26 protein-coding genes and 2 pseudogenes are annotated in these 25,449 nt (G+C 35.6%); 8 read left to right on the forward strand and 20 right to left on the reverse strand.

The window, feature by feature from the left end:
- Nucleotides 1–29: 29 nt before the first annotated feature.
- The 3 genes from CQ058_RS16730 to CQ058_RS16740 all read right to left on the reverse strand — a co-directional run bounded on the left by CQ058_RS16730 (nucleotide 30) and on the right by CQ058_RS16740 (nucleotide 3,586).
- Nucleotides 30–2,351, reverse strand: a complete 2,322-nt coding sequence (locus CQ058_RS16730; protein WP_002192487.1) for a DNA internalization-related competence protein ComEC/Rec2 — start codon at nucleotides 2,349–2,351, stop codon at nucleotides 30–32.
- Nucleotides 2,352–2,365: 14 nt separating this feature from the next.
- Nucleotides 2,366–2,923, reverse strand: a complete 558-nt coding sequence (locus CQ058_RS16735) for a ComE operon protein 2 (protein ID WP_002088698.1) — start codon at nucleotides 2,921–2,923, stop codon at nucleotides 2,366–2,368.
- 63 nt (nucleotides 2,924–2,986) lie between these two features.
- Nucleotides 2,987–3,586, reverse strand: a complete 600-nt coding sequence (locus CQ058_RS16740; RefSeq protein ID WP_002129159.1) for a helix-hairpin-helix domain-containing protein — start codon at nucleotides 3,584–3,586, stop codon at nucleotides 2,987–2,989.
- A gap of 77 nt (nucleotides 3,587–3,663) precedes the next feature.
- On the opposite strand from CQ058_RS16740, the gene comER reads away from it, so the two are divergent.
- Nucleotides 3,664–4,491: a late competence protein ComER gene (comER, locus tag CQ058_RS16745; protein WP_002190712.1), complete on the forward strand. Its 828-nt coding sequence runs from the start codon at nucleotides 3,664–3,666 to the stop codon at nucleotides 4,489–4,491.
- A gap of 172 nt (nucleotides 4,492–4,663) precedes the next feature.
- Here the strand turns inward: comER and CQ058_RS16750 are convergent, their stop codons facing one another.
- The 8 genes from CQ058_RS16750 to CQ058_RS16785 all read right to left on the reverse strand — a co-directional run bounded on the left by CQ058_RS16750 (nucleotide 4,664) and on the right by CQ058_RS16785 (nucleotide 9,796).
- Nucleotides 4,664–5,413: a class I SAM-dependent DNA methyltransferase gene (locus CQ058_RS16750; protein WP_002190713.1), complete on the reverse strand. Its 750-nt coding sequence runs from the start codon at nucleotides 5,411–5,413 to the stop codon at nucleotides 4,664–4,666.
- On the reverse strand, nucleotides 5,410–5,766 hold the full coding sequence (rsfS, locus tag CQ058_RS16755) for a ribosome silencing factor (RefSeq protein ID WP_000653209.1): 357 nt from the start codon (nucleotides 5,764–5,766) through the stop codon (nucleotides 5,410–5,412). Before rsfS ends, CQ058_RS16750 begins: the two co-directional genes overlap by 4 nt.
- Nucleotides 5,763–6,332 carry a bis(5'-nucleosyl)-tetraphosphatase (symmetrical) YqeK gene (gene yqeK / locus CQ058_RS16760; RefSeq protein ID WP_002143180.1) on the reverse strand — a complete coding sequence of 190 codons (570 nt, stop codon included), beginning with the start codon at nucleotides 6,330–6,332 and terminating at the stop codon, nucleotides 5,763–5,765. The genes rsfS and yqeK overlap by 4 nt, the downstream gene beginning before the upstream one ends.
- Entirely contained in the window at nucleotides 6,322–6,891 is a 570-nt protein-coding gene (locus CQ058_RS16765; protein WP_002015218.1) for a nicotinate-nucleotide adenylyltransferase, read from the reverse strand. Before CQ058_RS16765 ends, yqeK begins: the two co-directional genes overlap by 11 nt.
- Before the next feature lie 135 nt (nucleotides 6,892–7,026).
- Nucleotides 7,027–7,320, reverse strand: coding sequence for a ribosome assembly RNA-binding protein YhbY (gene yhbY, locus CQ058_RS16770; RefSeq protein ID WP_002015220.1), 294 nt, complete (start codon nucleotides 7,318–7,320; stop codon nucleotides 7,027–7,029).
- 4 nt (nucleotides 7,321–7,324) lie between these two features.
- On the reverse strand, nucleotides 7,325–8,158 hold the full coding sequence (gene aroE, locus CQ058_RS16775; RefSeq protein ID WP_002015222.1) for a shikimate dehydrogenase: 834 nt from the start codon (nucleotides 8,156–8,158) through the stop codon (nucleotides 7,325–7,327).
- A 15-nt stretch (nucleotides 8,159–8,173) separates the two neighbouring features.
- On the reverse strand, nucleotides 8,174–9,280 hold the full coding sequence (yqeH, locus tag CQ058_RS16780) for a ribosome biogenesis GTPase YqeH (RefSeq protein WP_002015224.1): 1,107 nt from the start codon (nucleotides 9,278–9,280) through the stop codon (nucleotides 8,174–8,176).
- A 3-nt stretch (nucleotides 9,281–9,283) separates the two neighbouring features.
- A complete protein-coding gene (locus CQ058_RS16785) occupies nucleotides 9,284–9,796 on the reverse strand; it encodes a YqeG family HAD IIIA-type phosphatase (RefSeq protein ID WP_002015225.1) in 513 nt (170 codons plus the stop codon).
- Between the two features lie 246 nt (nucleotides 9,797–10,042).
- Between CQ058_RS16785 and sda the strand changes: the two genes are divergently transcribed.
- A complete protein-coding gene (sda, locus tag CQ058_RS16790; protein ID WP_002015226.1) occupies nucleotides 10,043–10,198 on the forward strand; it encodes a sporulation histidine kinase inhibitor Sda in 156 nt (51 codons plus the stop codon).
- A gap of 152 nt (nucleotides 10,199–10,350) precedes the next feature.
- Here sda and CQ058_RS16795 read toward each other — a convergent pair whose 3' ends face one another.
- The 3 genes from CQ058_RS16795 to CQ058_RS16805 all read right to left on the reverse strand — a co-directional run bounded on the left by CQ058_RS16795 (nucleotide 10,351) and on the right by CQ058_RS16805 (nucleotide 13,824).
- The gene (locus CQ058_RS16795) at nucleotides 10,351–11,139 is read right to left on the reverse strand and encodes a phosphatidylserine decarboxylase (RefSeq protein ID WP_002129166.1); all 789 of its coding nucleotides are present in this window, start codon (nucleotides 11,137–11,139) and stop codon (nucleotides 10,351–10,353) included.
- Between the two features lie 291 nt (nucleotides 11,140–11,430).
- On the reverse strand, nucleotides 11,431–12,144 hold the full coding sequence (gene sigK / locus CQ058_RS16800; protein ID WP_000051382.1) for an RNA polymerase sporulation sigma factor SigK: 714 nt from the start codon (nucleotides 12,142–12,144) through the stop codon (nucleotides 11,431–11,433).
- A gap of 183 nt (nucleotides 12,145–12,327) precedes the next feature.
- The gene (locus tag CQ058_RS16805) at nucleotides 12,328–13,824 is read right to left on the reverse strand and encodes a YcdB/YcdC domain-containing protein (protein WP_002190716.1); all 1,497 of its coding nucleotides are present in this window, start codon (nucleotides 13,822–13,824) and stop codon (nucleotides 12,328–12,330) included.
- A gap of 304 nt (nucleotides 13,825–14,128) precedes the next feature.
- Here CQ058_RS16805 and CQ058_RS16810 point away from each other — a divergent pair, with 304 nt between their 5' ends.
- Nucleotides 14,129–14,779 carry a GTP pyrophosphokinase gene (locus tag CQ058_RS16810; RefSeq protein ID WP_002190717.1) on the forward strand — a complete coding sequence of 217 codons (651 nt, stop codon included), beginning with the start codon at nucleotides 14,129–14,131 and terminating at the stop codon, nucleotides 14,777–14,779.
- A gap of 75 nt (nucleotides 14,780–14,854) precedes the next feature.
- Here the strand turns inward: CQ058_RS16810 and CQ058_RS16815 are convergent, their stop codons facing one another.
- Together CQ058_RS16815 and CQ058_RS16820 are read right to left on the reverse strand one after the other, a co-directional pair.
- Nucleotides 14,855–15,319 (reverse strand): hypothetical protein, encoded by a 465-nt coding sequence (locus CQ058_RS16815; protein WP_002190718.1) that lies wholly within the window; start codon nucleotides 15,317–15,319, stop codon nucleotides 14,855–14,857.
- A gap of 54 nt (nucleotides 15,320–15,373) precedes the next feature.
- Nucleotides 15,374–16,759 (reverse strand): alkaline phosphatase, encoded by a 1,386-nt coding sequence (locus CQ058_RS16820; RefSeq protein WP_002190719.1) that lies wholly within the window; start codon nucleotides 16,757–16,759, stop codon nucleotides 15,374–15,376.
- Nucleotides 16,760–17,028: 269 nt separating this feature from the next.
- Here CQ058_RS16820 and CQ058_RS16825 point away from each other — a divergent pair, with 269 nt between their 5' ends.
- Complete coding sequence (locus CQ058_RS16825) at nucleotides 17,029–17,868, forward strand: GNAT family N-acetyltransferase (RefSeq protein WP_002190720.1); 840 nt, start codon at nucleotides 17,029–17,031, stop codon at nucleotides 17,866–17,868.
- A 15-nt stretch (nucleotides 17,869–17,883) separates the two neighbouring features.
- Nucleotides 17,884–18,768: an alpha/beta fold hydrolase gene (locus CQ058_RS16830; RefSeq protein ID WP_105589885.1), complete on the forward strand. Its 885-nt coding sequence runs from the start codon at nucleotides 17,884–17,886 to the stop codon at nucleotides 18,766–18,768.
- A 36-nt stretch (nucleotides 18,769–18,804) separates the two neighbouring features.
- On the opposite strand, the gene CQ058_RS16835 is transcribed toward CQ058_RS16830, so the two are convergent.
- The 3 genes and pseudogenes from CQ058_RS16835 to CQ058_RS16845 form a co-directional block, all read right to left on the reverse strand.
- Nucleotides 18,805–19,305: a DoxX family protein gene (locus CQ058_RS16835; RefSeq protein ID WP_002015237.1), complete on the reverse strand. Its 501-nt coding sequence runs from the start codon at nucleotides 19,303–19,305 to the stop codon at nucleotides 18,805–18,807.
- A gap of 216 nt (nucleotides 19,306–19,521) precedes the next feature.
- Nucleotides 19,522–19,914, reverse strand: a pseudogene (locus tag CQ058_RS16840) (hypothetical protein); the annotation flags it as partial.
- On the reverse strand, nucleotides 19,915–20,490 hold the full coding sequence (locus tag CQ058_RS16845; RefSeq protein WP_002190722.1) for a histidine phosphatase family protein: 576 nt from the start codon (nucleotides 20,488–20,490) through the stop codon (nucleotides 19,915–19,917). It abuts the pseudogene before it with no gap.
- 169 nt (nucleotides 20,491–20,659) lie between these two features.
- Between CQ058_RS16845 and CQ058_RS16850 the strand changes: the two genes are divergently transcribed.
- Entirely contained in the window at nucleotides 20,660–20,998 is a 339-nt protein-coding gene (locus tag CQ058_RS16850; protein WP_002167648.1) for a hypothetical protein, read from the forward strand.
- 72 nt (nucleotides 20,999–21,070) lie between these two features.
- Nucleotides 21,071–21,193, forward strand: a complete 123-nt coding sequence (locus CQ058_RS16855) for a DUF4023 domain-containing protein (protein ID WP_000071861.1) — start codon at nucleotides 21,071–21,073, stop codon at nucleotides 21,191–21,193.
- Nucleotides 21,194–21,236: 43 nt separating this feature from the next.
- On the opposite strand, the gene CQ058_RS16860 is transcribed toward CQ058_RS16855, so the two are convergent.
- Complete coding sequence (locus CQ058_RS16860; protein WP_033728156.1) at nucleotides 21,237–22,475, reverse strand: TolB family protein; 1,239 nt, start codon at nucleotides 22,473–22,475, stop codon at nucleotides 21,237–21,239.
- 229 nt (nucleotides 22,476–22,704) lie between these two features.
- On the opposite strand from CQ058_RS16860, the pseudogene CQ058_RS16865 reads away from it, so the two are divergent.
- A pseudogene (locus CQ058_RS16865) lies at nucleotides 22,705–25,420 on the forward strand (S8 family serine peptidase).
- The last annotated feature ends 29 nt before the right edge of the window (nucleotides 25,421–25,449 follow it).

Consider the following 25,449-nt stretch of genomic DNA (forward strand, 5'->3'; position numbering starts at 1 on the left):
GCTGCTGCTTAACGGCAGTCTTCTTTTTTTCATCTTCTATGTGTTTCATCATATGTGATTTTACTTTGAAAGGTTCCTTTTTCTCCATTAAAAACATAGGAAATAGCACCTTGCTTATCCGTACGCCATATATCAATACCCATCTTCTTAAAACGCTCTATAACTTCCTTATGCGGGTGCCCATACCCATTACGCTCCCCCACAGAAATAATCGCTACAGCAGGCTGTACAAGGCTTAAAAATGGGTCTGTAGACGATGTTTTACTCCCATGGTGGGCAACTTTTAAAATATTAGCCCGCAAATCAGGATATGTTGATACTATAAACTTTTCTCCTTCTTCTTCTAGATCACCCGTAAATAGCCATGTTAGTCCCCCTAGTCTGGCCCATAGTACAATCGAAGAGTCATTTTCTCCCTTTTCTTTCCCCTTTGGAGCTAATACGAAAAATTCCGCTTCATTTACCCTCCAACCTTCCCCTTCTCCTACTACACTTATCTTCACGCTCTTTTCTAACGCCTTTTTCTTCACCACTTTTTCCAATACAGCATCTTGTTCCTTTCTCCCAAATACAACTTCTTTTACAATAATAGATGACAGCAAATCCAGCGCAGCACCTATATGATCCGCATCTCCGTGCGTTACAATTAATTTATCAATCGTTTTTATACCTTCTTTTTGTAAAAAAGGAACAAGAATATCATGCCCAACAGAAAATTCATGCTTTTTCTGTTGCCACGCTTCCTTCTTGACAGAAAGGGCTCCTCCTGTATCAATAAGATAAACCTCTTTATCGTATGGAAGACGAATTAATATCGCATCTCCCTGTCCAACATCAAGAAATGTAACACTCCCACTTTCGCGAAAATATGGATATACATAATGACAAGTACTAATAAAAAGAAACACACCCACAACTATGCACAAAATTTTTTTCGTTATTACCCTTTCCCAAATCACAAATATACTAACGATACTAAAACAATATATAGCCACAAGAAATAAAGGAGTTTGACCAAAAGTAAGTCGGATGAAAGGGAAACTTTCACAGTAACTTAGAAAATCATTAGAAATGGTTAAACATAGTGAAAGTACATATGCAATTCCTTTTGCGAAAAATGGAATAACCGGCATACATATAAGAATAATGATGCTACACGGCAATACAATAATGGATAGAAAAGGAACATATATAAGATTGAGGAAAATGCTATAAGGAGAAAAATAACCAAAATGATATAACAAGATGGGGGTACTAGCGAGCTGTGAAATTATAGAAATGTAAATAGAATTTCGAACTATCCCATTACTACGCCCTAATAATATCGGCGCAGATAGTAGTAAAGAAAAACTACCTACAAATGAGAATTGAAATCCAATGTTGAAAATAAGATACGGATCGTATATAAGCATACATATAGCCGTTATACTTAAGGCGTCTAGACTAGATAAGCGAACAGAGCATATGAAAGCTACCAATAATAAAACTCCTGTTATAGAAGCCCTCACAACAGATGGCGACGCCCCCGCTATGATCATATACAGAGGAATGCAAACTATAAGACATACTGTTGCTATCTCTTTCGTCACACCACTTCTTAGCAAAACAAAATACATTATAACCATTAATAATACGATATGCGATCCTGAAATTGCTAACAAATGTATAAGACCAAATTGTTGATATTGCTCTTCTACTTCAAACGTCATTTGTTGTCGATCTCCAAATAATAATGCGTTCATAAATGCACCTGATTGTTCCGGGAACATTTCTGTAACTTTCGAGATTGTTTGTTGCCTGAGAAGGAAAATCCATTGCACGAGTGACAACGATGTTTTGTGACATTCAGAAATGTATGTCACATCAAATATAAAATGTATTTTTTGCTGATATAAATAATTACGATAATCAAAAACATGAAAATTCCGGGCAGTTTGTGGTTCTTTCACCTCCCCTTTAAATGTACACGATATACCTGCATGTAATTGTTGCAACTGCTTCTTTTCCGAAGCAGATTGTATTTTATAATTTAACTGCACTAAGTTTTTATTCTGATCTTCAATTTGAAAAGAGAGACGATCCCCATTAATTAGAGGTGTATTTTGCACGACCCCTCGTGTAACTTCATAGGAATCCCCTAGCGGCTTATTTAGACTCTGAACATACGTGGTGTACATAACGCCACTAAAACACGCTATTATACAAAATATGAAGGTTTTACGCGAAGTACGATATAAACAAAATAAAACATAACAAACGAAACAACAAGCAGCCAACAAATGCGATGCGGAAAAGGTAATTGCAATCCCAATTATAAACGAGATTGCAACATAGCCCCATTGCCCATTCAACTCATACTCACTCCTTATAGCATCATTTTCGCTTTAGTGAATACACGCTGTAATTCTTCCATTGATAAATTATCTTTTTCTAAAGCTGCGAATAATTCCTTTAGCTGTAAATGACGCTCTTGTTCCTCTAGCGATGTAATATCGTATTCTAGCGGAACGTGCTTTACCGTTACACTCGCTTGTTCAAATAACTCTACGGCATACGGATGATTTTTATAGTCCTGTGCATAATAAACCGCTGTAACACCACTTTGAATAATCGCCTTACAGCACTGCAAACAAGGAAAATGTGTGACATAAATTTCCGCTTCCTCTGTTTTTGCACCAAATTTCGCACATTGCAATAAAGCATTCATTTCAGCATGAATTGTACGAACGCAATGATTATCAATGACATAGCAACCATCGTCTATACAATGCACACCACCTTTAATTGAACCGTTATATCCACCAGCAATAATTCGTTTATCACGAACGATTGTCGCTCCTACCGCAAGCCTTGTACATGTACTACGTAAAGATAGTAGATGGCTTTGCGTCATAAAATATTGATCCCATGAAATTCGTTCCATATTTTTCACCTTCTTTTTTGTCTACTTGTAGTGTAGCGAAAAAAGAAAAACTTCGTCAATCTTTTATGGAATAATAATTTGATCTTTTATTTTCTCTAAAGACTTCGCACCAATCCCATCAATTTCTAATAAATCTTCTATTTTCTGAAACGGACCATGTTCTTCTCGGTATTTCAAAATACTTTCCGCTTTCCGAGAACCAATGCCTGTTATTTTTTCAAGTTGCTCTTTAGAAGCTGTATTTATTTGCACTTTACCTTCGCTTTTTGAAAAAGTAGCCCCTTCTTGCACTGGCTCATTCTTGTTAGGAACATACAGAAGCATTTGGTCTTGGACCATTTGCGCCAAATTCACTTTCTTCACATCTGCATCCGGCAACAAACCACCAGCTTTTTCAACCGCCTCCTTCACCCGGTCCCCTTCCTTCATTTCATACACACCCTCTTTAAAAACCGCCCCTTTCACATCAATTATAATTATTTTTTTCTGCTCCTTTGCATCCAATACTTTCGGTTTACTTTTTTTCTCCACATCTTTCACTTGAACTTCCGTTGTAACGAGCGATCGCTCTGTTTGCTGATTCGTTTTCCAGAAAAAAAGAAAAATCAAAGTGCCAATAATAACCACTAATCCCAACCATTTTTTCGGAAAATCCCACATCATTTTACACCTCTAATCATAAATTTATAACATCATTCATATTGTTTAGGAGAAAGCTGTTACGAAGGAGGGATGAAACATTGAACATAGGAATTATAGGGACAGGGAACATGGGGAATATACTAATCGATGCATTTTTAGAAACCCGTGCTGTCAAACCTTCGTGCCTTACTATTATTAATCGGACGCCTGCCAAAGCATATCATATAAAAGAAAAATACCCTTCTGTTCATATAGCCAAAACAATCCAAGAGGTAATCGAACAATCCCAGCTTATTTTCATTTGCGTAAAACCGAAAGACATATACCCTATTCTACAAAAATACGCTGACCATTTTTCAGACGAAGATTGCTTAGTTTCTATCACAAGCCCCATATCTCCATCACAATTAGAAACACTTATACCTTGCCACGTCGCTCGTATCATTCCAAGCATCACAAACCGCGCCTTATCCGGCGCATCACTATTTACATTTGGAAATAATTGCTCTCTAGAATGGCAACAAAAACTACTTCGTCTATTCAAAAACATTTCTACTCCCCTTGTTATAGAAGAAGATATAACGCGCGTTTCATCTGATATAGCAAGCTGCGGCCCTGCTTTTTTTAGTTATTTATTACAATGTTTCATTAACGCTGCTGTAGATAAAACAAATATTACACATGAAGAAGCCACTACTTTAGTAAGTGAAATGGTCATTGGAATGGGGAAATTACTCGAAAAAGAAATTTTCACATTACCTACTTTACAAGAAAAGGTATGCGTTAAAGGCGGTGTTACAGGAGAAGGTATTCGTATTTTAGAAGAGCACGTTGGGGATATGTTTCATAAATTAATCGAACGGACACATGAGAAATTTGATGAAGACTTAAAATGCGTTGAGCAGCAATTCAATAAACACACATAATAAATACGCCATCTTAATCCCAAACCCTTTTTATTAATACTTATCTTTTTCATGCTACATTTTCACTAAAACTAGCATTTTTACACTTTACACATATCATCTTTTTATTTTTCTAGAACTAAAACTACATCTTTTCTATAAAACAAAAGCAACCTTATCGGTTGCTTTTCTTTTATCCATTCTTCTTCGCCATAAAAAAGATGCGCTCTGTTTGTTCTGTCACTTCAATTCGTTCAAAGTCACCTGTGACGCGAAGCACTGTAAACCCAGCTTCTTCAAGCCATTTTGTTAACACTTCAACCGAATACGCACGTTGCACGTGACATTCGTCAAAACGATGATACACATCTTCTTCTGAATCTTGTACAAAGAATGTCAAATCATGTTCCACACTATCTGATTCTTCTCCAGGGAAGCAGTTCCAAATAAGTGATATTTCTTCGCCGTTCACTGTATATGTTTCATTTTGAAATACGTGATGTATTTTATATAAAGAGTGTACATCGAATAAAAACAAGCCATCCTGACGTAAATGGTGGAAAACTCTTCTAAATGTTTCTTGCACTCCATCTTCTTGCAATACGTAATTTAATGAGTCACAAAAGATTGTCACACAATCAAATTCACCAGGAACATCGAGCTCTCTCATGTCTTGTTGGTAAAAAGGAATAAAATATCCTTCTCCCCCCAATTTTTGCTGCGCGACAGTTAACATTTCTTCCGAAAGATCTACACCAATTAAGTCATAACCTTTTCGCACAAGCGGAAGTGTTACGTTACCAGTTCCACATGCTACGTCAAGGATTCTTGCCTCTTTCATAGATGCCTGTTGTAAACTTTCCTCTGTGAATTCCACCCATTTATCATAAGGGACATCATTCATCAGTTTGTCATACAGCAAAGCAAATTGTTCGTATTTCATTGATCTAGCTCATCTGCAATATCTTCACGCGGCACATCGCCCCATAGACGCTCTAAATTATAGTGATTACGCTCATCTTTATGGAATACATGAGCAACCACATCACCAAGGTCTACTAAAACCCAACGTGCTTCATCAAAGCCTTCCATACGTTGTACGTTAATTTCGAACTCATGTGCCTTCGCTTTAATTTCACGTGCAATTGCTTGTACTTGCTTGTCTGAATTTCCGTGACAAATAATAAAATAGTCTGCAATCGGTGAAATACCTTGCATATTTAGTACAACCATATCTTCTGCTCTCTTATCATCAGCTGCTTTTGCCGCTAATACTAATAACTCTTTATCTTTCATTTATTAATTTCCTCCTTGATAACTTCATTGTATGTTTGGAATGTTAATGGATAAATCGTTTGATCTTTTTCCATTAAAAATTGAATTGTTCGCTTTAAAGCAAACAGTAAAGCTTGATTTATATCTTTATATGCGAGTTTCCTCGCCTCTTCCACACCAGGAAACTTACGTCCTGGTTCAATGTAATCTGCTACATAAATAACTTTATCTAACATTGTCATTTTTTCATGACCACTTGTATGATATGTAATAGCTTGTAGAATTTCAGGATCAGTAATGCCTACTTCTTTTTCTACTAAGTATGCCCCAACAGGTGCATGCCATAACTCTTTGTTATAGTGCAGTAGATCCTTTGGCAAAGCTTCTCTCTTAATAATCTCTTCCATTTCTGGAATCGCTCTACATTTTGCATAATCGTGAAATATAGCAGCCGTCTCTGCCTTTTTCTCATCTACACCATATAATCGGGCAAGTTCAATCGCTGTTTCCATTACACCAACCGTGTGTATATAACGTTTTTCATGCATTTGTTGTTTGACAATACTAAGTGCTTCCTCACGATTCATACAACCCATTCCTCTCGATATATACCTGTACTTTTTCGGGGAGTAAATATTTGCACGTTTTCTTCGTCATATATCTCTCACGTAACAGAGAAGAAGAAACTGCAAACTCCGGAATTTCCACTTTTACGATATCATAAGGCGTATGTAATGTATAACCTGGTCTTGCAACTCCAACGAAAGTCACAAGCTTAAGTAACTTTTCAATGTTATACCACTTCGGCAAATACTCAACCATGTCTCCGCCAATAATAAAGTGAAACTGCACATCCGGATACTTCTCCGTTAATTGTACCATAGTATCGTACGTATAAGATGGGCCTTCTCTGTCTAGCTCTTCTAAACAAATTGAAAAGTATGCTTCTTCCTCAATCGCTATTTGCAGCATGTTTAATCGACTTTTCACACTCGTAATGTTACGTCCTTGCTTGTGCGGTGGAACTTGATTCGGCAAAAACCATACCTCTTCCAACCCTAAAGCATGATACACTTCATTTGCAATTAACAAATGCCCATTATGAGGTGGATCAAACGTGCCACCAATAATGCCAATTTTTCTCAAAAGAAACGCCCCTTCCTTTTACATACAGCAACTCTCCCCATACATATTCGAAGAGAGCCCACTGTTAATAAAAGTTCAATTGGTTTCGCTTTCTACATATCAAGCGTCCATTACAAAATAACTCATGTATATCTTTTATCGAGGAAGCTTAATCTGCTTATTTTCTCTTGATTCTTTGTATAAAACAATTGTGCTTCCGATTACTTGAACGATTTCAGCTCGTGCACCTTGTGCAAGCTCTTCTGCAACTTCACTACGATCAAATTCACAGTTTTGTAATACGCTCACTTTAAATAGTTCACGAACTTCTAATGCTTCTCCAATTTGTTTCACCATATTTTCATTCACGCCACCTTTTCCAACTTGAAAAATCGGTGTTAAATGATGTGCCTTTGCACGTAAAAATCTTTTTTGTTTTCCTGTTAACATATAATTAGCCTCCAAGCTCTCTCATTACTAATTGTTTCATTCTATCAATATTCGGCACACACCCTGTCCACATTTCAAATGCAAGTGCACCTTGATAAACGAACATATCGATTCCATTTTGAATTATTGCACCTTGTTCTTTCGCATCGCCTAAAATTTTCGTCTCAAATGGATTATAAATAATATCAGAAACAATCGTTCCTTGTTTCAATGAACGAATTTCCAGCGGCGTATACTCAACATGTGGATGCATACCTATCGTTGTTGTTTGGATGATAATATCATATTCCCCTTGATTTTCTGCTGCACATTCTAACGATAGAGCATGCGAATTAACATTTGCCATGCACCCAGAGATAAGGTTTTTCGCCTTATCTCTCGTACGATTAGCAATATCAATTTCTTTCACACCTACATCGGCAAGCGAGAAGTAAATAGCTCGGCTAGCACCACCTGCACCGATTAATAAAATACGTTTCTCTTGAAGTGGATCTTCACTAATTGACTGCAGGGCACGAACAAAACCAATTCCATCTGTATTATACCCAATCAATTTTCCATCTCGATGAACTACTGTATTTACCGCACCGATTTGCCTTGCTAACGGGGCAATCTCATCCAAGTACTCCATAATTGCAACTTTGTGCGGAGTCGTTACATTAAATCCTGAAATACCTAATGCTTTCAAACCTTTTACTGCTTCCCCTAGCGCTTCTTCTTCTACAAGAAACGCATGGTAATGGGCATCCATATTCAAGTGTTCAAATGCATCGTTATGCATAACGGGTGATAATGAATGTCCAATTGGATTTCCGATTACACCATATAATTGTTTCATAAATCCCTCTCCATATTAAATTAAAGATTTACGTAATGAAACACTTACTCCTTTTGGTACATGAGCAACAATTTTCGCTCCTGATTCATTTACAGTAACCCAGCCCAATCCAGAGAATACAACATCCGTTTTCGGCTCACGAATATTAAATTCATATTTCACAAACTTAGGCATATTTTCTAATTCTTCTGGTGTCGGTGGATTCAATAATTCTCCAGCGTGTTTTTCGTACAATTCATCAGCCTTTTCAAGCTTTGTACGATGGATTGTTAAACGGTTTGAGAAATGACAAGTGAATGCACGACGGCCCCCACTTACATAATCAAATCGTGCTAATCCACCAAAGAATAATGTTTGTTCTTCATTTAATTGGAATACCATTGGCTTAACTTCTGTAGTCGGTGTAATAAGCTTTAAGCTTTGTTTCCCAACATAATGCGCCATTTGATGATGATTAATAATACCTGGTGTATCGTATAAAGATGACGTTTCGTCTAATGGGATATCAATTAAATCAAGCGTTGTTCCTGGGAAATGTGATGTTGTAATTACATTCTCAGTCTCATCACTAAACTCTTTAATCATACGATTAATAAATGTTGATTTACCAACATTCGTACATCCAACAACATAAACATCTTTACCCTCGCGGTAATGCTCAATTGCATCAGCAAGTTCAGCGATTCCTTGTCCTTTAGCTGCACTAATTAAAAAGACATCTTCTGGTTTTAAACCAAGTTGCTTTGCACTATAGCGCATCCAATGTTTTACTTTATCATGCTTAACTGACTTTGGAATTAAGTCAGCCTTATTCCCTACAAGTAATACTTTATTGTTCCCTACAAAACGATGTAAGCCCGGTAACCAGCTACCATTGAAATCGAAAATATCTACGATTTTAACCACTAGTGCGTCTGATTGTCCAATTCCGTTCAAAATACGAAGGAAATCATCATCTGTTAAAGATACATCTTGAATTTCGTTATAATGTTTCAAACGAAAACAACGTTGGCAAATTACTTGTTCTTTTTCTAAAGATGATACAGGAGCGTATCCTACTTCATTTTTATTTTCTGTTTGAATTTCTACACCGCAACCAATACATTTAATTGTTTCAGTCAAACTTTATTCCTCCCAGTTAATTAAGCCTTTTTTCTTCATGTTTCTCATAATTCTTCGTTCAATTTTCCGATTAAATCGTGTCACCAATCCGTCCGTTTGCGCTACCGGTACAACTAAAATTGTATGAAGTCCCACACGATTCCCGCCGAGCACATCCGTTAGTAACTGATCTCCAATTACTACAACTTCATCTGGCTGCAGGTGCATCTCATGTATCGCACGCTTAAATGCGCGAACAAACGGTTTGCGCGCACTATGAATAAACGGAATACCTAATGGGTCAGCGAAGTCTTTAACGCGTTGCTCGTTGTTATTTGAAACGACCGTTACTTGAATATCATTTTCTTTCATTTTCAAAAACCACTCTTCAAGCTGTGGCGTTGCATTTGGACGATCCCATTCAATTAAAGTGTTATCTAAATCAGTAATAACTCCTTTAATTCCACGTTTTTTCAAATCTTCTGGTTGAATATGATATATATTTTTCACATATTCATTTGGTAAAAATAACTTCAATTTCTTTCACCTCTTTGAGGATTTTTCATAAAATTTTTCGACAACATTTTTCGATAGATAACCTGTGGATAAACTTGTACACACTTTCCACGTTAATTTTTCAGTCAATTTGGAATTTACTAACAATCTATCCACATTTTATCCACTGAGTTATGTGGATAACCTCTTGTTTGTGACTGTCATATTTTTTTGGTACATTAAATGCAACAACGAATCAATCCTTATATTATTAGGAGGTGACTCACCTTGAAAACAAAACATATGGAACAGTTATCTACTGATTTACTCACTGAGTCTTATTATAAAGCAAAAGAACTAAAATTAAATCCCGACTTCATTTTACTTATAAAACAAGAAATTATTAGACGCTCGTTAGAGGACAAGCTCGTCAAATCTTCTTGAGTACATATAGATTGCTGATTGACCTGTAAAAAGAGCCATCCTGCGATGGCTCTCGAATAAACAAGTACTCCCATCTAGGGGATTTCTTCATTAAGCATCTTTGTCCACATTTCTTAATTAGAGCTTCATAAGTATATTATAAAACCTTTTCTTTACTTATGAGATACTCGGGTTGCAATTTTTTCACCAAGACGCAGCTCTTGCCCACTTGTCAATTCCTGCACTGCTTTAATCATATCTTTTTCAAATAATAAAACAACTGTTGAGCCAAATGTAAAGTATGCCATCTCTTCACCTTTTTGAACAGTACTTCTTTCATGAAGGAGCTCGATACTATTAACAAACATAGCACCTACTTTTACAAGTGCCATATGTTCGCCGTCACTATTTACTTCTGTAACAGAGCGATAATTTTTTGACAATGGTTCTTTCCCATACTCCATACCCGCTGCATTTACCGGATATGATTTTCTACCGAGTACAAATCTTTCAGTCACAGAGCCAGAAAGCGGGCTATGAATGCGATGATAATGACTTGGACTCAAATAAATCACCATATATGTACCGCCTGCATATCGCTTTGCACGCTCTTCATTACCTAGCATATCCACAATTGAATAACGCTTTCCTTTTATATCGAATGTTTTTGTATCCTCAATAGGACCTTGATCAGCAAAAACACCATCAACAGGACTAACGATACTCGATGCATCAGTATCAATACTACGCTTTCCTTCTTTTAGCCTACGTGTAAATAAATCATGCAATGTTCCATATTCCTTCAAACCCTTTTCCATCTCATCTTGATTAATTTGAAAAACTTTCACATACGATGGAATAATGATAGAGCTCAAACGAGATTGTGCAAATTTACGTAATATATAAGAAGTAAAACGACCATTTGTAAGTTCGATCATAAGTCGATATAATGTCCGTCGCAAATTACGAAACCTCCTAATCAGCCTATAACTTTAGTTTCCCCTTCTTTTCTCTCTATATCATATGTAAAATTGGTTCTTATTCCCACATATAGAATGGAGCCGTCTCGTTATACACGAAGAAAAACTAAGTATAATTTTTATTCTTAAATTGTTTAGCACCTTCTAATATTACAGATAGAACCCGCCATTTTCAACAGTGAACATGTATTTCTTCTTAGAACAGCTCGTTTTCTTTCCGTTTTCCCGAAAGAAAAGCAGCCACTTTTAAAGTGTAGCTGCTTACAATACACATTATTCTTTTGCTTTTTTCTCTTTCTCAGCCCGCACAAATTCATGGAACATTTTCATTAAAGCACGCTTTTCAATTCGCGATACGTAGCTTCTTGAAATACCGAGTGCCTTCGCAATCTCCCTCTGTGTTTTCTCTTTATCAAGCCCAAGTCCAAAACGCTTCACAATTACTTCTTTCTCTCGTTCGTCCAAAATATCGATATACTCTTTAATTTTTTCTAACTCCATACTAAGCTGAATCATATCAATTACATCTTCAGATTCTGATTTTAATATATCAATAAGCGATATTTCATTACCCTCTTTATCTTGCCCAATCGGATCATGAAGTGAAACGTCTTTTTTCGTTTTCTTCAGCACACGTAAATGCATCAAAATTTCATTTTCGATACAGCGTGCTGCATATGTTGCAAGCTTAGTTCCTTTCCCTGCTGAATAGCTTTCAATCGCTTTAATAAGCCCAATGGTACCAATTGAAATTAAATCTTCTGCATCTTCACCAGTGTTTTCGAATTTCTTAACAATATGAGCTACAAGCCGTAAATTATGTTCAATTAAAAGATTTCTCGCTTGAGCATCACCTTGCTCCATTAACTCTAAGTACTTTCTCTCATCATCTGATGATAACGGCTGCGGGAACGCATTGTTCTTCACATAAGAAACAAATACAAACACTTCTCGAACCATATATCCAATTGCGGCGAATAGACTCAAACCTTTCACCTCCGCCAAAATAGTGGTCTTTACTATGTGTATGTGGGCATGAGGTTGTTTGTGTCTGTACGATGTAAATATGGAACTCTTAACTTAATGGCATTCTTAAACCACTCAACGCTAATCATTAAATTTTTCTATAAACATAGTAAAAGCCAATCGAAACGTATCGATTGGCTTTTACTAATATTCACTCCAAATTTTCTCTCCAGTATGCGCATCTATGTAACGAATTTTCCGACTACAATCGACGGATTCTTTCTGATTTTCACTCCTCGTTTGTTTATACAGCAGTTTATATTTCATTTCCTCTGCATCATGATCTATACACCATTCTAATTTTACTCGAATGACCTCTTTATATATTTCTAACGCTTTTTCTTTTGTTACTTTTTGTGCTGTTTCATGTGCAAGTAACTCTTCTATTATATTGCTAGGTTTTCCCGAGTAGTGCATCACAGCACCATTTTCTGTATTAATGTTGACCATGAATTCCCTATACTCTACCGGAATTTCATTCACATATACTGAAAAGACAAATCTTTCAATCCCTTCATCTTCGTCACGTTCATCCCAAAGGCGAAGATATTGTGTAACATCTGGAATAACATGTTCTAAAAATTGAAGTGCTTTTTGTAAACATTCCTCTCTAGACAGTATTTGTTTTACTTCTTTATCGTCTGCCAGTTTTATAAAACCAATTAATTCATTGGTTGATTTATCAATCGTAATGCCAACTAAATTATTATATTTTAACATCGGTAAATGCTTTTTAAAGAATTCATTCATTAAATATGGATTCTTTTCTTCTTTCTGTTTTTGTAATTCCTCTTTCGAAACAAATTTCATCCTTATTCCATCTTCATTTTCTGTCTCAGCCACTTTTGTAAAACTTTCTTTATCCCAGTCAAATAAATCGAATATATCATCTTGTTGACTAACTTTTTTCGGTTTTTCAACAGCTACAGTTGGAGGCAATTTATAATGATCTGGGTCGAATAAATCTTTACCTGTACTTGCATCAATAAACGCATGACTAGGTTCTGGTTCATATACAAGATGATAGCCTTTTACTTCCTCACCATTTTCATATTTACATGAAGAATGTGTTAAATCCACAAATACAAGTCTCATATCTTGTCTAGCTCTCAAAGTTTCTAAAACGACGTTCTCCTCAACAATTTCAATTGGCCATAACGGTTTTTTCTCTATAGCTTTTTGTCCATTGTAATGAAAATGCACAACATTACCTGAAGGATGAATTCGCACAACACATCCTGTATTCGGCAATGGATATCCATTCACTTCCTGCATATAATTTATTTCTTTCCAACCACGCCAGTCATCCTTAACTGACACATATGTATAAAATTCTAATTCTTCTTCCACATATTTTTTTATAAATACATTTGCAATCTCTCTTGCCTTATTCTCCTCTATCACTTCTTTATCACTCGAAAAATAATTTTCATCATCTATCCTGAGTTCAAATAAATTACCAGTATGCCTATTTAATGTAATTTGTATCTTTTTCTCCTCATCCTCTTTATGCCCCCACCATAATAGATGATACGGATCATCCACTCCTTCTTGATCATCTACAACAAGCCTATATTCATCTGGAATTTCAATAATATGGGCCACTTGCTCTTTTCTTTTTTTATCTTTTGGATTCATCATACCCTCTCCTTTATTACAATTTAAGGTAATTATAACAAACAAAACCAAAAGTCATTAGCAAAAAGACAAAAAGCTGAAACAATTAGTTCATACGAATTTCACATGAATCTATTACTATAAGAATTGTACATAGTGAAATTACTAACAATGACGTTTATTCATATATAATTTCATTTGAAAGGGGTTGAAAAGATGAAAACTAAATATCGCTTTATGATCTCATCATTTGCTGCTTGCGCCTACATGATTTGGTGTTTAGTATAATAACAACTTCACTTGTAAATAAGAAAAGGTGTGTATATAAATGGAATATAACCAATCAAACGTTAACTACTGGAAAGCTTTTGTATTACCTTATACATTTGCTTTAGAAGAGTTAAAAACTAAATTTGAAATTATGAACCGGGAAGCTCAATTTTTAGAAGACTACAACCCGTTTGAACATATAAAAACAAGACTTAAACAACCCGAAAGTATCATTAGGAAGCTTGAGCGTAAAAACTTATCACCAACAGTTGAAAATGCTCAAACACAATTACAAGATATTATTGGCATCCGTATTACATGTTGCTTTGTAGAAGATATTTATCATTTAAAAGAAGTTATTGAAAATCGTGGAGATATGGAAATTGTAGAAGTAAAAGATTATATTGCTAATCCAAAAGGAAATGGCTATAAAAGTTTGCATATGATTATTAAATATCCATTGTCACTAAATTCTGGTACGAAAGATGTCTTTGCAGAAATTCAATTACGTACTCTTGCCATGGACTTTTGGGCAAGTTTAGAACATAAGCTTTACTACAAATATGAAGGAAATATACCTGACTATTTGAAAGATGAACTACATGACGCTGCTATGAAAGCTGAAGACCTCGATAATAAGATGGCAACAATCCGTCAAGATATTGATGACATTGAAGCATGTTCAAATCAAATTTTATTACCACTTTAAAAGGTTCTCTCCTATGAGAACCTTTTTATCCCGCTATTTGCGGGCAGTAAGACTCCCACTGATTAAAGTTTCACTTTATTTCTTCTCTATCGTACGAACCTCTTCAATCTTCCACCCTGCTTCTTCTTTTCCAAGTGCGTACTGCATTTTCTTCTGAAGAGTAACCCCTCCATCTACTTCTTTTTCCTCCGTTTCAACAATAACAAGCCCACCTTTAAGAGCTTTCATATTCATATGTTCCAATTCTATTTTCTTATTTCCCTTTTGAAATGCAGCTTCCTTTTGTGTTTTTAAGTCTTCAGCACTAGGCATCTTCTTTGAAAATAACTCCATATGCTCAGCAAGATTTTTTTCATTCGTCGTCCGTACAAATGCCTCAATAACATCTTGAATGGATTTCTCTTCTTCTTTCGTCATATGTACCTTTTCCTCAGTTTTCCCAGCAGATTTTTGTTGTATATTATTCTCTTGAGATTGACATCCAACTAGCAATAATACGAATACTAGAAGGAATCTTAATTTCCCTAAAAAAACGCTCATCTTTCCATCTCCTAAAAAGAAAAGTGAGGCATTTTGCCTCACTTTCATTTATAATTAGCGTCTTCCTTTATTCGGATCGCCGCCGCCAACGATGTCAAAGACACGTTTAGCTATATTTGTATTCTCTTGAACGCCAGAGAATAAGTATTTACCTGGTCCGAATGCATATACGTTCACATCTTCACCTGTATGTCCACCCGTTGTCCAACCTGTAACCGAACGCTTATTGAAGATATCTTCAATTGCATTATCAATCTTTGTTACATCTTTTGATGGAGCTATATCATTTACAGCTTTAATTTCTTCTGGTGTTAATTGTAGATCAATATACTTTTTCAATGTTTCTTCTACATTTGCACCTTTTACAATCTCACTTGCCATAAAGTCTGGCGTACGTTTCGCAGCTTTAATCGGATCTACTTTAAAATTATACTCACCATTCGCACCTAAAGATAATCCGCCAGTAGAATGATCTGCAGTTGCAACAACTAATGTGTTCTTATCTTTTTTCGCAAACTCAATTGCTGCTTTAAACGCTTTTTCGAAGTCTTCCATTTCACTCATTGCACCGACAATATCATTATCATGTCCAGCCCAATCAATTTGACTACCTTCGACCATTAAGAAGAAACCGTCTTTATTTTTGTTCAAGCGCTCAATCGCTGCATTTGTCATCTCTTCTAATGAAGGTGTTTTGTCAGTACGGTCAATCATTTTGTCTAAACCACCTGGTGCAAATAAGCCAAGAACTTGATCGCTTTTATCATTTAATAATTGATTACGATCTGTTACATAACTATAACCAGACTTCTTAAATTCTTCTGTAAGATTGCGGTCTTTTCTAACAAAGTTCTTTACGCCCCCGCCAAGCATAACATCTATTTTATGCTTACCTTTAATTTTCTCATCAAAGTAATCATTTGCAATTGCGTCCATATTTTTACGACTAATATCATGTGCACCGAATGCAGCTGGTGTTGCATGCGTAATTTCAGAAGTTGCAACGAGTCCCGTTGACTTCCCTTTTTCTTTCGCTTGCTCCAATACTGTTTTCACTTCAGCTTTATCATTATCTACTGCAATAGCTGCGTTATATGTTTTTATACCTGCTGACATCGCAGTAGCTGCCGATGCAGAGTCTGTAATATTTTCATGTTCATCTTCTGGATATGTTTTTTGTGTTCCTACAAGATGCTTATCAAATTCTGTAGATTCCATCTCAAATGTTTTTGGATTATCTTTCATATAACGATGAGCTGTCATATATGAAGGCCCCATACCGTCCCCAATTAATACAATGACATTTTTAATTTTTGCATTGTTTCCGTTCTCATCTGCATTAACCTCACTAGAACGCGTAAAATTCCATGTTGCTACCGAAGTAACTGCTAACGACGCCACAACTGCAAATGGCCATGCTTTTTTCACAAACTTTTTCACTGTCTTGTCCCCCTAATTAGGTTATTCATTTCCCACTATCAAATTTAATAGAAGACTGTTAAGAGAAAATGAGTTATATGTAAATTTTTTGTTAACTTATGTAAATTTAAGTTATAATTTGTATAAGTTTGTCTTTTCATATCAAGCATACTCCCCTTTACAAAGATAAATATAAACATGTTGGATTTCTTTTAATACGAACCTATTATTTTACATTTCGTAATATTATTCTTATTTTTTCTAATTTAAATAGAAATATGGTGAACTTTATGAAAACAGTAAAACTAGACGCATCTTCCATTCCAGATTTACTCTCTCTTTGCAAATCAGTCGGGTGGTTACAGCATGAGAGTTTTATGAAAGAGCAATTCCATATGTACCTTTCCATTGGCACAATTTTTGGCTATGTACATGAGAATAAACTTATTGCAGCGGGCGGGGTCTTTTCGTTTGCCCCTGGATTTTCTTCTATCGGTATGTTAATCGTGCATCCTGATTTTCAAAGAAAAGGAATTGGCCGTATTTTGTTAAACAATAGCTTAAAAGTAACTTATCCATCGCTCCCTATTACGCTCATTGCAACAAAAGCTGGTGAATCCTTATATGAATCTTATGGATTTCAATCAATAACAACAATTCATCGTTTCGAAAAACAAGCGGCTCGTATAAGTACAAATTCTTTTCCCATAAAACAAATTCAGCAAGCCGATCTTCAATCTCTCATTTTTCTTGATCAAACTGCGACTGGTGCAGATCGTTCTAAGCTTTATTTATCACTACTATCGAGAGCAACTTACTCCTTTAAAATAGAGCGGGATAATCAAATAGATGCTTTTGCTTTATGCATACAAAAAGGAGATGTACTATGTATCACTCCACTTATTTCAAAAAAAGAAAAAGACGCTATTCAGTTATTAGAAATAATTTGCAACTCGTGGAATGGGACGATACGCATTGATGTTCCGCACTCACAATTCATTTTCCGTCAATTTCTTCAAACAGAAAATTTCCAGGAAACGCTCCTTTCACCTCTTATGATAAAGAACGGTAATCAACTTCCTGGAAATCGTAATATACTATTTGCTATGATAGATGCAGCGTTATGTTAGAAAGGGGACACCTAATTGAAGCGATTTAGCTATTTTATGGTAGGTTGTCTTACTCTTACACTATTAGTAGGATGTAGTGCAGCAGAAAAGCCAGTAGAACAAGTAAAACAAGTTAAAAATACAATTACAGCGAAACTAGCTACCGAGGAAAAAATGGTAGAGATAGATGGTCAAACGATTTACTTTAAAAAGATTGGTGATGAAAAACCACCTTTACTTATGATCCATGGATTTGGAGGATCATCCGATGGTTTTCAAAAGGTTTACTCAGATTTAGCAAAAGATCATACGATTATTTCTGTTGATGCTTTAGGATTCGGACGTTCCTCTAAACCGATGGATTTTTATTATTCTTTCCCAACTCATGCAAATTTGTATTATAAGTTAATGAAAAAATTAGGGTATGACTCATTCGCAATACTGGGACATTCTATGGGCGGAGAAATTTCTCTTAATTTAACATATTTATACCCCGAAGCGGTTACCCACCTTATTTTAACTGATGCTACAGGCGGCCCTCATACGTTCGTTAATAAACAAGGTTCACCAAAACCAAAGTTGTCGACTGATTTAAGTGCCGTTTCTTCTATTGCAGATTATGATGAGAGCAAAGTTAAATTCAAGCGTAATGATGAAGAGCATTATAATAAAATGAAATTATGGCCTAGGCGTCTTCAAATCAATGCAACTGAAATCAAGCAACCAACTTTAATTATATGGGGAAGAAATGATAGTAGCGTTTCTTGGAAAGAAGGAGAAGCTTATCATCAATTCTTAAAAAATAGCACTTTCCATATTATTGAAAAAGGTTATCATGCTCCATTTCGTCAAGAGCCACAAGAATTTGTAGGGTATGTAAAAGATTTCTTCGAGAAAAATCCTATAAGTGCTGAAAAATAAACGGGTATCTCATTTTGAGATACCCGTTTTCATATATTAAGCAGCTTGCTTTTGGCGTTTTTGAATTTTTGATCCTAGTACTTTTGGAATAACTAAGCCATCAATTCCAAGTTTTCCAGCATTCATACCAGAAACAAGAACGAACATGGATAAGATAACCATTTCAGGGTTTACACCAATTGACCCACTAAACATATAGGAAAAGTTCATTACAAGACCGAAAAAGACCGCTGTTTTTGTTAAACAGCCTACAATTAAACCAATTCCGACTAAAATTTCTCCCCACGTCACAAGTGTATTAAATAAATCAACGTTTGGAATTGCAAAATCTTGTAAGAATGATGCCCACCAAGATTGAACAGCTGGTTGTGCTCCTTTAGATTTTTCAATTGCACCTTGTAAATAACCAGTTGCATCGAAGCCTTTTCCTTGTAGTTTACCGATTCCAGCCATTACCCATGTGTAACCAAGATACACTCGAATTATCGCTAATACAAAAGAAACTGCTTTGTTTTCTCTTAAAAATTGAATAATCATATCTTCCTCCTAAAGTTGTAATTAAGTCAGTTACAGATAATATAATAACATTAGTTGCTTACTTTTAAAACGTTAATCGTGAATAATTTGTGACATACATAAAAAACATTAAATACTAACGTTTATATAGTAACTTTCATTACCTGTAAAAACTTGAACATATCATACCACAGGTGATAATCATTTTCATTGAAGAAAATGTAAAAAAACTTTGAGTTAAATGTGAAACGCATTCATTCGAATATAGAATAAATCCGTTTCATATTGTTTATATACTCGAAATGTACATGTCTCCTCATCGGTTAATCTCGCTTCTCGAACAACTTCTTCTAACGTTTTGTCATGGTTAATAAACCCGTAAAATAGGCGTATTGTAAACATAATTGCTACATTTCCATCTACATAATCTATCAATCCAACATATGATTTTACACCACTATGTAAAAAGGATTCTACTAGTTTCAACTCCCCAAACTTATACCAACCATTTACAATATGTGTAATATGCAATTTTGCATATTACTTAATTTCCGCTACGCTAAAGTATACTCTCGGCTCATTTAAGTCGTACACATCTTCTCCTAACTCTTCCATTACAAATTTCCTCTCCTATAAGTCCATTTCATATATATCCGTTTCTTTCAAAAAATCAGCTCTAGTTAAAGCGACTTTCTGTAAATATTGCCTATACGCTGTAATTGTTCCATCGTGTGCAACGATACAAATTTTTTCTGCTTTTAACTGATAGCACCAGTGCAGAAATTCATCTACTATTTGCTGAAATTCCATCTCCGAGATGATATTGACTCCCTCATTCCATAACAATTCATTTCTACTTTCTTCTAATGAAAAATGTGGAAATAATTTTTGTATTATCTTTCGATCTAACAATTGATCGCACGGTAATGTTTTGGCGGATTCCCGATAAGGAAAAATACGCGGGGATATATATGGGTGAACAATTTTTTGACAAGCAACTTCCGCACTCCATATTGTCGCAGTTTGTAAAGTTCGAAGTGTAGGACTAGCGATTAATATATCCTTTTCTTGTAATGGTACATCGCACTGAAGCAATTCAGCCTGCTTCTTTCCCACGCCCGTCAATGGCGGATTCACTGCTTGTAAACTTAATGGTAAATCTTTCGTATGTTCACCTTCACCATGCCGAACAAAAATAAGTTTCATTCTCCTCTTCCTCTCACTAGAAAATGGTCTCACATATTTCTTCCCTATTTTTTTCTTTACTCCTGCTATTTTAAAAAGTAGAATGTAAAAAGTGTTTGACATCAACGTTTGGAAAATATTACAATTATATATGTAAAATATTTTTTACAAGAAGAGGAGGATTACAAATATGAAATGGATTATCGTCTTTATGGGAATGATCATATGGGGATACATAAATGGCTTTTTTAATAGTGATAAAACTGCTAATCCTTGGATTACAGATGATGAGCGTGAAACAAAAATTAAACAAAAAGCAATTATCGCAAGCTGGTCCGGTGTTTTCATATTTTGTATCATTAACCTCTTAAACAAATGGTTAGGTTTAGGAACGAGCGATACATCACCTTACTTACCATCTTCTGTCGCAACTATTTTAAAAGAAAATGTAGAGTTACAAGTTTTACTTATGTTATTCATTACGTATGGACTATTTTACTTATACTACCGAAGAAAACTAAGCGCTTAACTTTTAGCTCATGATTATCCTCCTAAATGGTTATAGTAACTAGGACGCAATGAAAAAAGGAGAGATATAAAAATGAGTAACTCAAATGACTTTTTAGATACATTACATGAAAAACAAGCAAAAGATGAACAAAATAGAAAGCGCCAAGGGAACGGAAACCCTGCGAAAAAAAAGCCAAATAAAACACATAAATAACATTGAAAAACCTACCTGGAAATTATATTTCAGGCAGGTTTTTTTACTCGTCTTTAACCGAAACGACATCTTCCCAATTCCATTTCTCATAATACCACTCTGGTACATCTATATTTTCAATCCATTTCTTTTCATGTTTTCCATCGTTATGAGCAAGCCATACATCAACTTTCTTACGATTTGAACGGAGCCACATTAATTGGTTGCTTTTCTTACTAAAAATAGGGTTATAATCGCCTTGGCTATTGGATGGCTTTGTAATTTGATGTTGTTCATCTGTTGTACTATTTATTTCATATAAAGATGGTAGTGGCCTTTTTTCTAGAGGGACCGATAGCTCTGCTTCCTTTGCCCTTGAAACGATAATTACATTCTCGTTCTTCCATGTGAAATCCCAATCAACATAGCCTTTTGGAGTAAATGTATTTTGCTGGAGAGCCGGCAATTCTTTTATTTTTAAATGCTTATTCTCTAAAGCAACTCTCCCGCTTCCTTCAATATAGGCTAATATATTTTTTGATGGCGCCCATTTGAACCATTGTGTGTTTAATAACATTTGATCTACTGTTTCAAAACGACTGCCGTCTGATCGAATTAAGCAAAGGGTATTACTATCAGCTGACAAAGAAGCTGTTGGTACTGCCAAAAACGAAATCCATTTTTGATCTGGCGACCAATTAAATCCACTTCCAAATAATGCTGAAAAGTCATCATGCTCATTCGGTAGTGCAGATAAATGCTTCATCTTATGAGGATTCATATTTGCATCCTTTTGTATTTCATATAACTGAGCACCTGTCCATCCTGTTGGAAGCAAGTACGCTTCTGATGATACAAGAAACTTCTTACCATCAGGATACCATGCATAGTCACCTACACCATTAGCTATGTTTTCAAAATCTGCTTTCTTTTTTTCAGCATCAAATGTATTTAATGTGCGTGCAAATACAAATGCAATTATATTCTCTGTTGGTGACCATTGATAATTCGATACTTCTGATTGAGATGGTCTAACTTTCTTTCCATCTTTTAGCCGATACAGTTCAAAGTGATTTCGCTTCTTTCCTTTTGCATATGCAAGCCATTCTCCATTATGTGACCATTTCGGTCCTGTTATGTACTCTCCTTTTGTAATTTGTTTTTCTTTTTCACCGACTTTAATCCATAGATTATGATTACGAATAAAGGCAACTTTTACTCCATTGTTTTCTGCGCTAGTAATAGAACTTGAATAGAAAAAAAGGAACAAAACCACGATTCCACTTACTATAAACCTTTTTATATAGCACCCCCATTTCCCCCTTTAGCATTCCTCATATTCCGCTTACTATATGCAAATATTATCCATTCGACATAATTCCAAAAAATTTCCCAAGAAATTTTTAATTCAAAGAGGATTGGTATGAATTATGTCGAATGTATAGTTTAGCCAACATCCGTTCCTATAATTAACGATAAAAATGTAATATTTATTTTCAGAAAATTGGCACTTTTTATCAAGGGGAGTTTCAATGAAGAAAACTACATCAACACTATTAAGTATGGCGCTCGTCTTTTCGAGCTTTGGAGCATTAAGCGCCCATGCTGAATCACTGCAAAAAGAGAAGCAATTTAGTCCACAGTTAAAAGTAAATATTGAACAATGGGGAGAAAACAAAAACATCAAAAGAAATTTCAGTTATTGTAGAATTGCAGCATGCTCCACTCGCTTCACAAAGTAACATTCAACATGCTCCGGACCTACAAAATAGCAATGTGCAATCATACCATGCACAACTAAAAAAAGCACAAGAGGATACAACAAAGAAAATAAAAGAAAAAGCACCGAAAGCAACCATAAAAGAAACATATAGTACGTTATTTTCTGGATTTTCTATTTCTATCCCAGGGGATCAAATTGCCGCTCTAGCTTCTTTACCTGAAGTAAAAGCAATTTATCCGAACTTAACATATAAATTACATGAAACGTCAAAAAGCCTAGCAGATCAAGAAACACCAAACGTTGGAGGCCCTACAGTTGGTGCACCTGAAGCTTGGAACTTAAAAGATCCAACTGGTAAACCCCTTGATGGGAAAGGGATGAAAGTCGCTATTATCGATTCAGGTGTAGACTATACCCATCCTGATTTACAAACAAATTATATCGGTGGCTATGATGCAGTCGATGAGGATAATGATCCGATGGATGGAAACGTTCACGGTACCCATGTTGCAGGAATTATCGCTGGTAACGGAAAAATAAAGGGGATCGCTCCGAATGCTTCTATACTTGCTTACCGTGTCATGAATGATGGTGGTACTGGTACGACCGAAGATATTATTCAAGGTATTGAGCGCGCTATTCAAGATGGTTCCGATGTTTTAAATCTATCTCTTGGTCAAGATTTGAATGTACCTGATCAACCTGTAACAATGACGTTAGAACGCGCAGCAAAACTTGGTGTTACTGCAGTCGTCTCAAATGGAAATGATGGACCAAAACCTTGGTCTGTTGACGCTCCTGGTAACGCAAGTAGTGTCATCTCTGTTGGTGCATCTACAGTTTCTATTCCATTTCCAACATTCCAAGTAGCTGGTTCCAATAAATCTTACCAAGGATTACCGTTATCAAAAGCAGATTTCCAAGTAGGGAACGATGCTCAGCTTGTATATGTTGGCTACGGTAATCCAAGCGATTACGCTAAACAAGATGTGAAAGGGAAGTTCGCCCTTGTTTTACAAGGAACTTCGAGCACGTTAGTAAAAGCAGAACAAGCTGGCGCTCTCGGCGTGCTACTAATTTCTAACGAAAAAGAAATTAATCTTATGCCCGAATATTTTGCACGTGAAGATGTAGCTCTTCCAGTTATGCAACTATCAAATACAAATGGCGAAGAGTTAAAAACTTTAATTACAAAACGAAAGAAAAATATAAAAATTGGACAACCAAAGCAAACAGAACTTATTGGTAACTTTAGTTCAAGAGGACCATCTCAAGGTAGTTGGCTTATAAAACCTGATATTGTTGCACCTGGAGTGAAAATTACTAGTACAGTGCCGGGAGGTGGCTATGAATCTCACAACGGGACAAGTATGGCTGCGCCGCAAGTAACAGGAGCTGTTGCCCTACTCCGTCAAATGCACCCTGATTGGACGACAGAACAATTGAAAGCAGCTCTTGCCAATACTGCAAAAACATTAAAGGATGTCAATGAAAATACATATCCTGTTATGGCACAAGGCTCTGGTTTAATTAACATTCCAAAAGCCGCTCAAACAGATGCATTAGTGAAACCTAACAATGTAAGTTTCGGTCTTATTAAACCTAATAGCGGTAAAGTGAAGTTAACACAAAATGTTACGTTACAAAATCTTTCTAACAAAAAGAAAAACTTTTCAACTCGTATTGAATTACTAGATACAAAAACAAAAGTCCAGACTTCTTTCTCTTCTTCTATTAGTATGAAACCTAATAGTAACATTGAAAAGCCTTTTACTATTACTGTAGATAGCTCCTTACCACAAGGTGTATATACAGGAAATCTATATGTAAAAGAGCAAGGGAAGACTGAAGAAATGCGTATTCCATTTACATTTAGCATCGATCCGAAAGAATACAAGCGTATTGATGGCCTTGAAATCGTTAATTCTACTTTTAGTCCAAATAATGACAAAATACTAGATGACAACCTGATCAATTACTATTTAGTTACACCAGTTGAGGATGTAACATTTCATGCTAATTTAATTACGAAAGACCGTGTAGCATATCAAGGCATGATACATCAAGGGAAAAATGAAACACCTGGTTATAAATCTTTCAAATGGAATGGTACGAAAACTGACGGATCTCCTCTACCTGATGGCTTATACCAAATCGAAGCTGTTGCTTCTAACTCTGGTGGAGAAACGAAACAGACAGGAGCTGTGTTCGTCGATCGCACTGCACCGAAATTATCACCTGAAGTAGATCAAGAAAACCTTGTAATTAGAGGGAAAGTAGATGATATACTTTTAGACTGGATGACAGAATCTGGATGGGTTGCTCCAGGACATCCAGTAACGATACAGTATGAAGTTAATGGAAATGGTGTATGGGAAAATGCCTTCTTGAACCATTGGGAGAAAAACTTTGAAATTTATTTCGATCGCAATCAATTACAACAAGGGAAAAATACAATCCACATTGTAGCAACCGATGCAGCTGGAAATAAATCTAATTTAAACGTCGATTTAGAAGTGAAATAATAAAATTATTGTTGACAAGCTTTTAAATA

It is taken from the genome of Bacillus sp. MYb56, from assembly GCF_002976445.1.
GTDB classification, from domain to species: domain Bacteria; phylum Bacillota; class Bacilli; order Bacillales; family Bacillaceae_G; genus Bacillus_A; species Bacillus_A mycoides.

Coding starts and splice junctions, on each gene's coding strand:
- CQ058_RS16815 (WP_002190718.1), bottom strand. CDS start 15,319: ATGAGCGTTTTTTTAGGGAAATTAAGATTCCTTCTAGTATTCGTATTA.
- CQ058_RS16835 (WP_002015237.1), bottom strand. CDS start 19,305: ATGATTATTCAATTTTTAAGAGAAAACAAAGCAGTTTCTTTTGTATTA.
- CQ058_RS16845 (WP_002190722.1), bottom strand. CDS start 20,490: ATGAAACTTATTTTTGTTCGGCATGGTGAAGGTGAACATACGAAAGAT.
- yqeK (WP_002143180.1), bottom strand. CDS start 6,332: ATGAATCGTGAGGAAGCACTTAGTATTGTCAAACAACAAATGCATGAA.
- CQ058_RS16855 (WP_000071861.1), top strand. CDS start 21,071: ATGAGTAACTCAAATGACTTTTTAGATACATTACATGAAAAACAAGCA.
- CQ058_RS16810 (WP_002190717.1), top strand. CDS start 14,129: ATGGAATATAACCAATCAAACGTTAACTACTGGAAAGCTTTTGTATTA.
- CQ058_RS16825 (WP_002190720.1), top strand. CDS start 17,029: ATGAAAACAGTAAAACTAGACGCATCTTCCATTCCAGATTTACTCTCT.
- CQ058_RS16750 (WP_002190713.1), bottom strand. CDS start 5,413: ATGAAATACGAACAATTTGCTTTGCTGTATGACAAACTGATGAATGAT.
- CQ058_RS16735 (WP_002088698.1), bottom strand. CDS start 2,923: ATGGAACGAATTTCATGGGATCAATATTTTATGACGCAAAGCCATCTA.
- rsfS (WP_000653209.1), bottom strand. CDS start 5,766: ATGAAAGATAAAGAGTTATTAGTATTAGCGGCAAAAGCAGCTGATGAT.
- yhbY (WP_002015220.1), bottom strand. CDS start 7,320: ATGTTAACAGGAAAACAAAAAAGATTTTTACGTGCAAAGGCACATCAT.
- CQ058_RS16850 (WP_002167648.1), top strand. CDS start 20,660: ATGAAATGGATTATCGTCTTTATGGGAATGATCATATGGGGATACATA.
- CQ058_RS16805 (WP_002190716.1), bottom strand. CDS start 13,824: ATGATGAATCCAAAAGATAAAAAAAGAAAAGAGCAAGTGGCCCATATT.
- CQ058_RS16740 (WP_002129159.1), bottom strand. CDS start 3,586: ATGATGTGGGATTTTCCGAAAAAATGGTTGGGATTAGTGGTTATTATT.
- aroE (WP_002015222.1), bottom strand. CDS start 8,158: ATGAAACAATTATATGGTGTAATCGGAAATCCAATTGGACATTCATTA.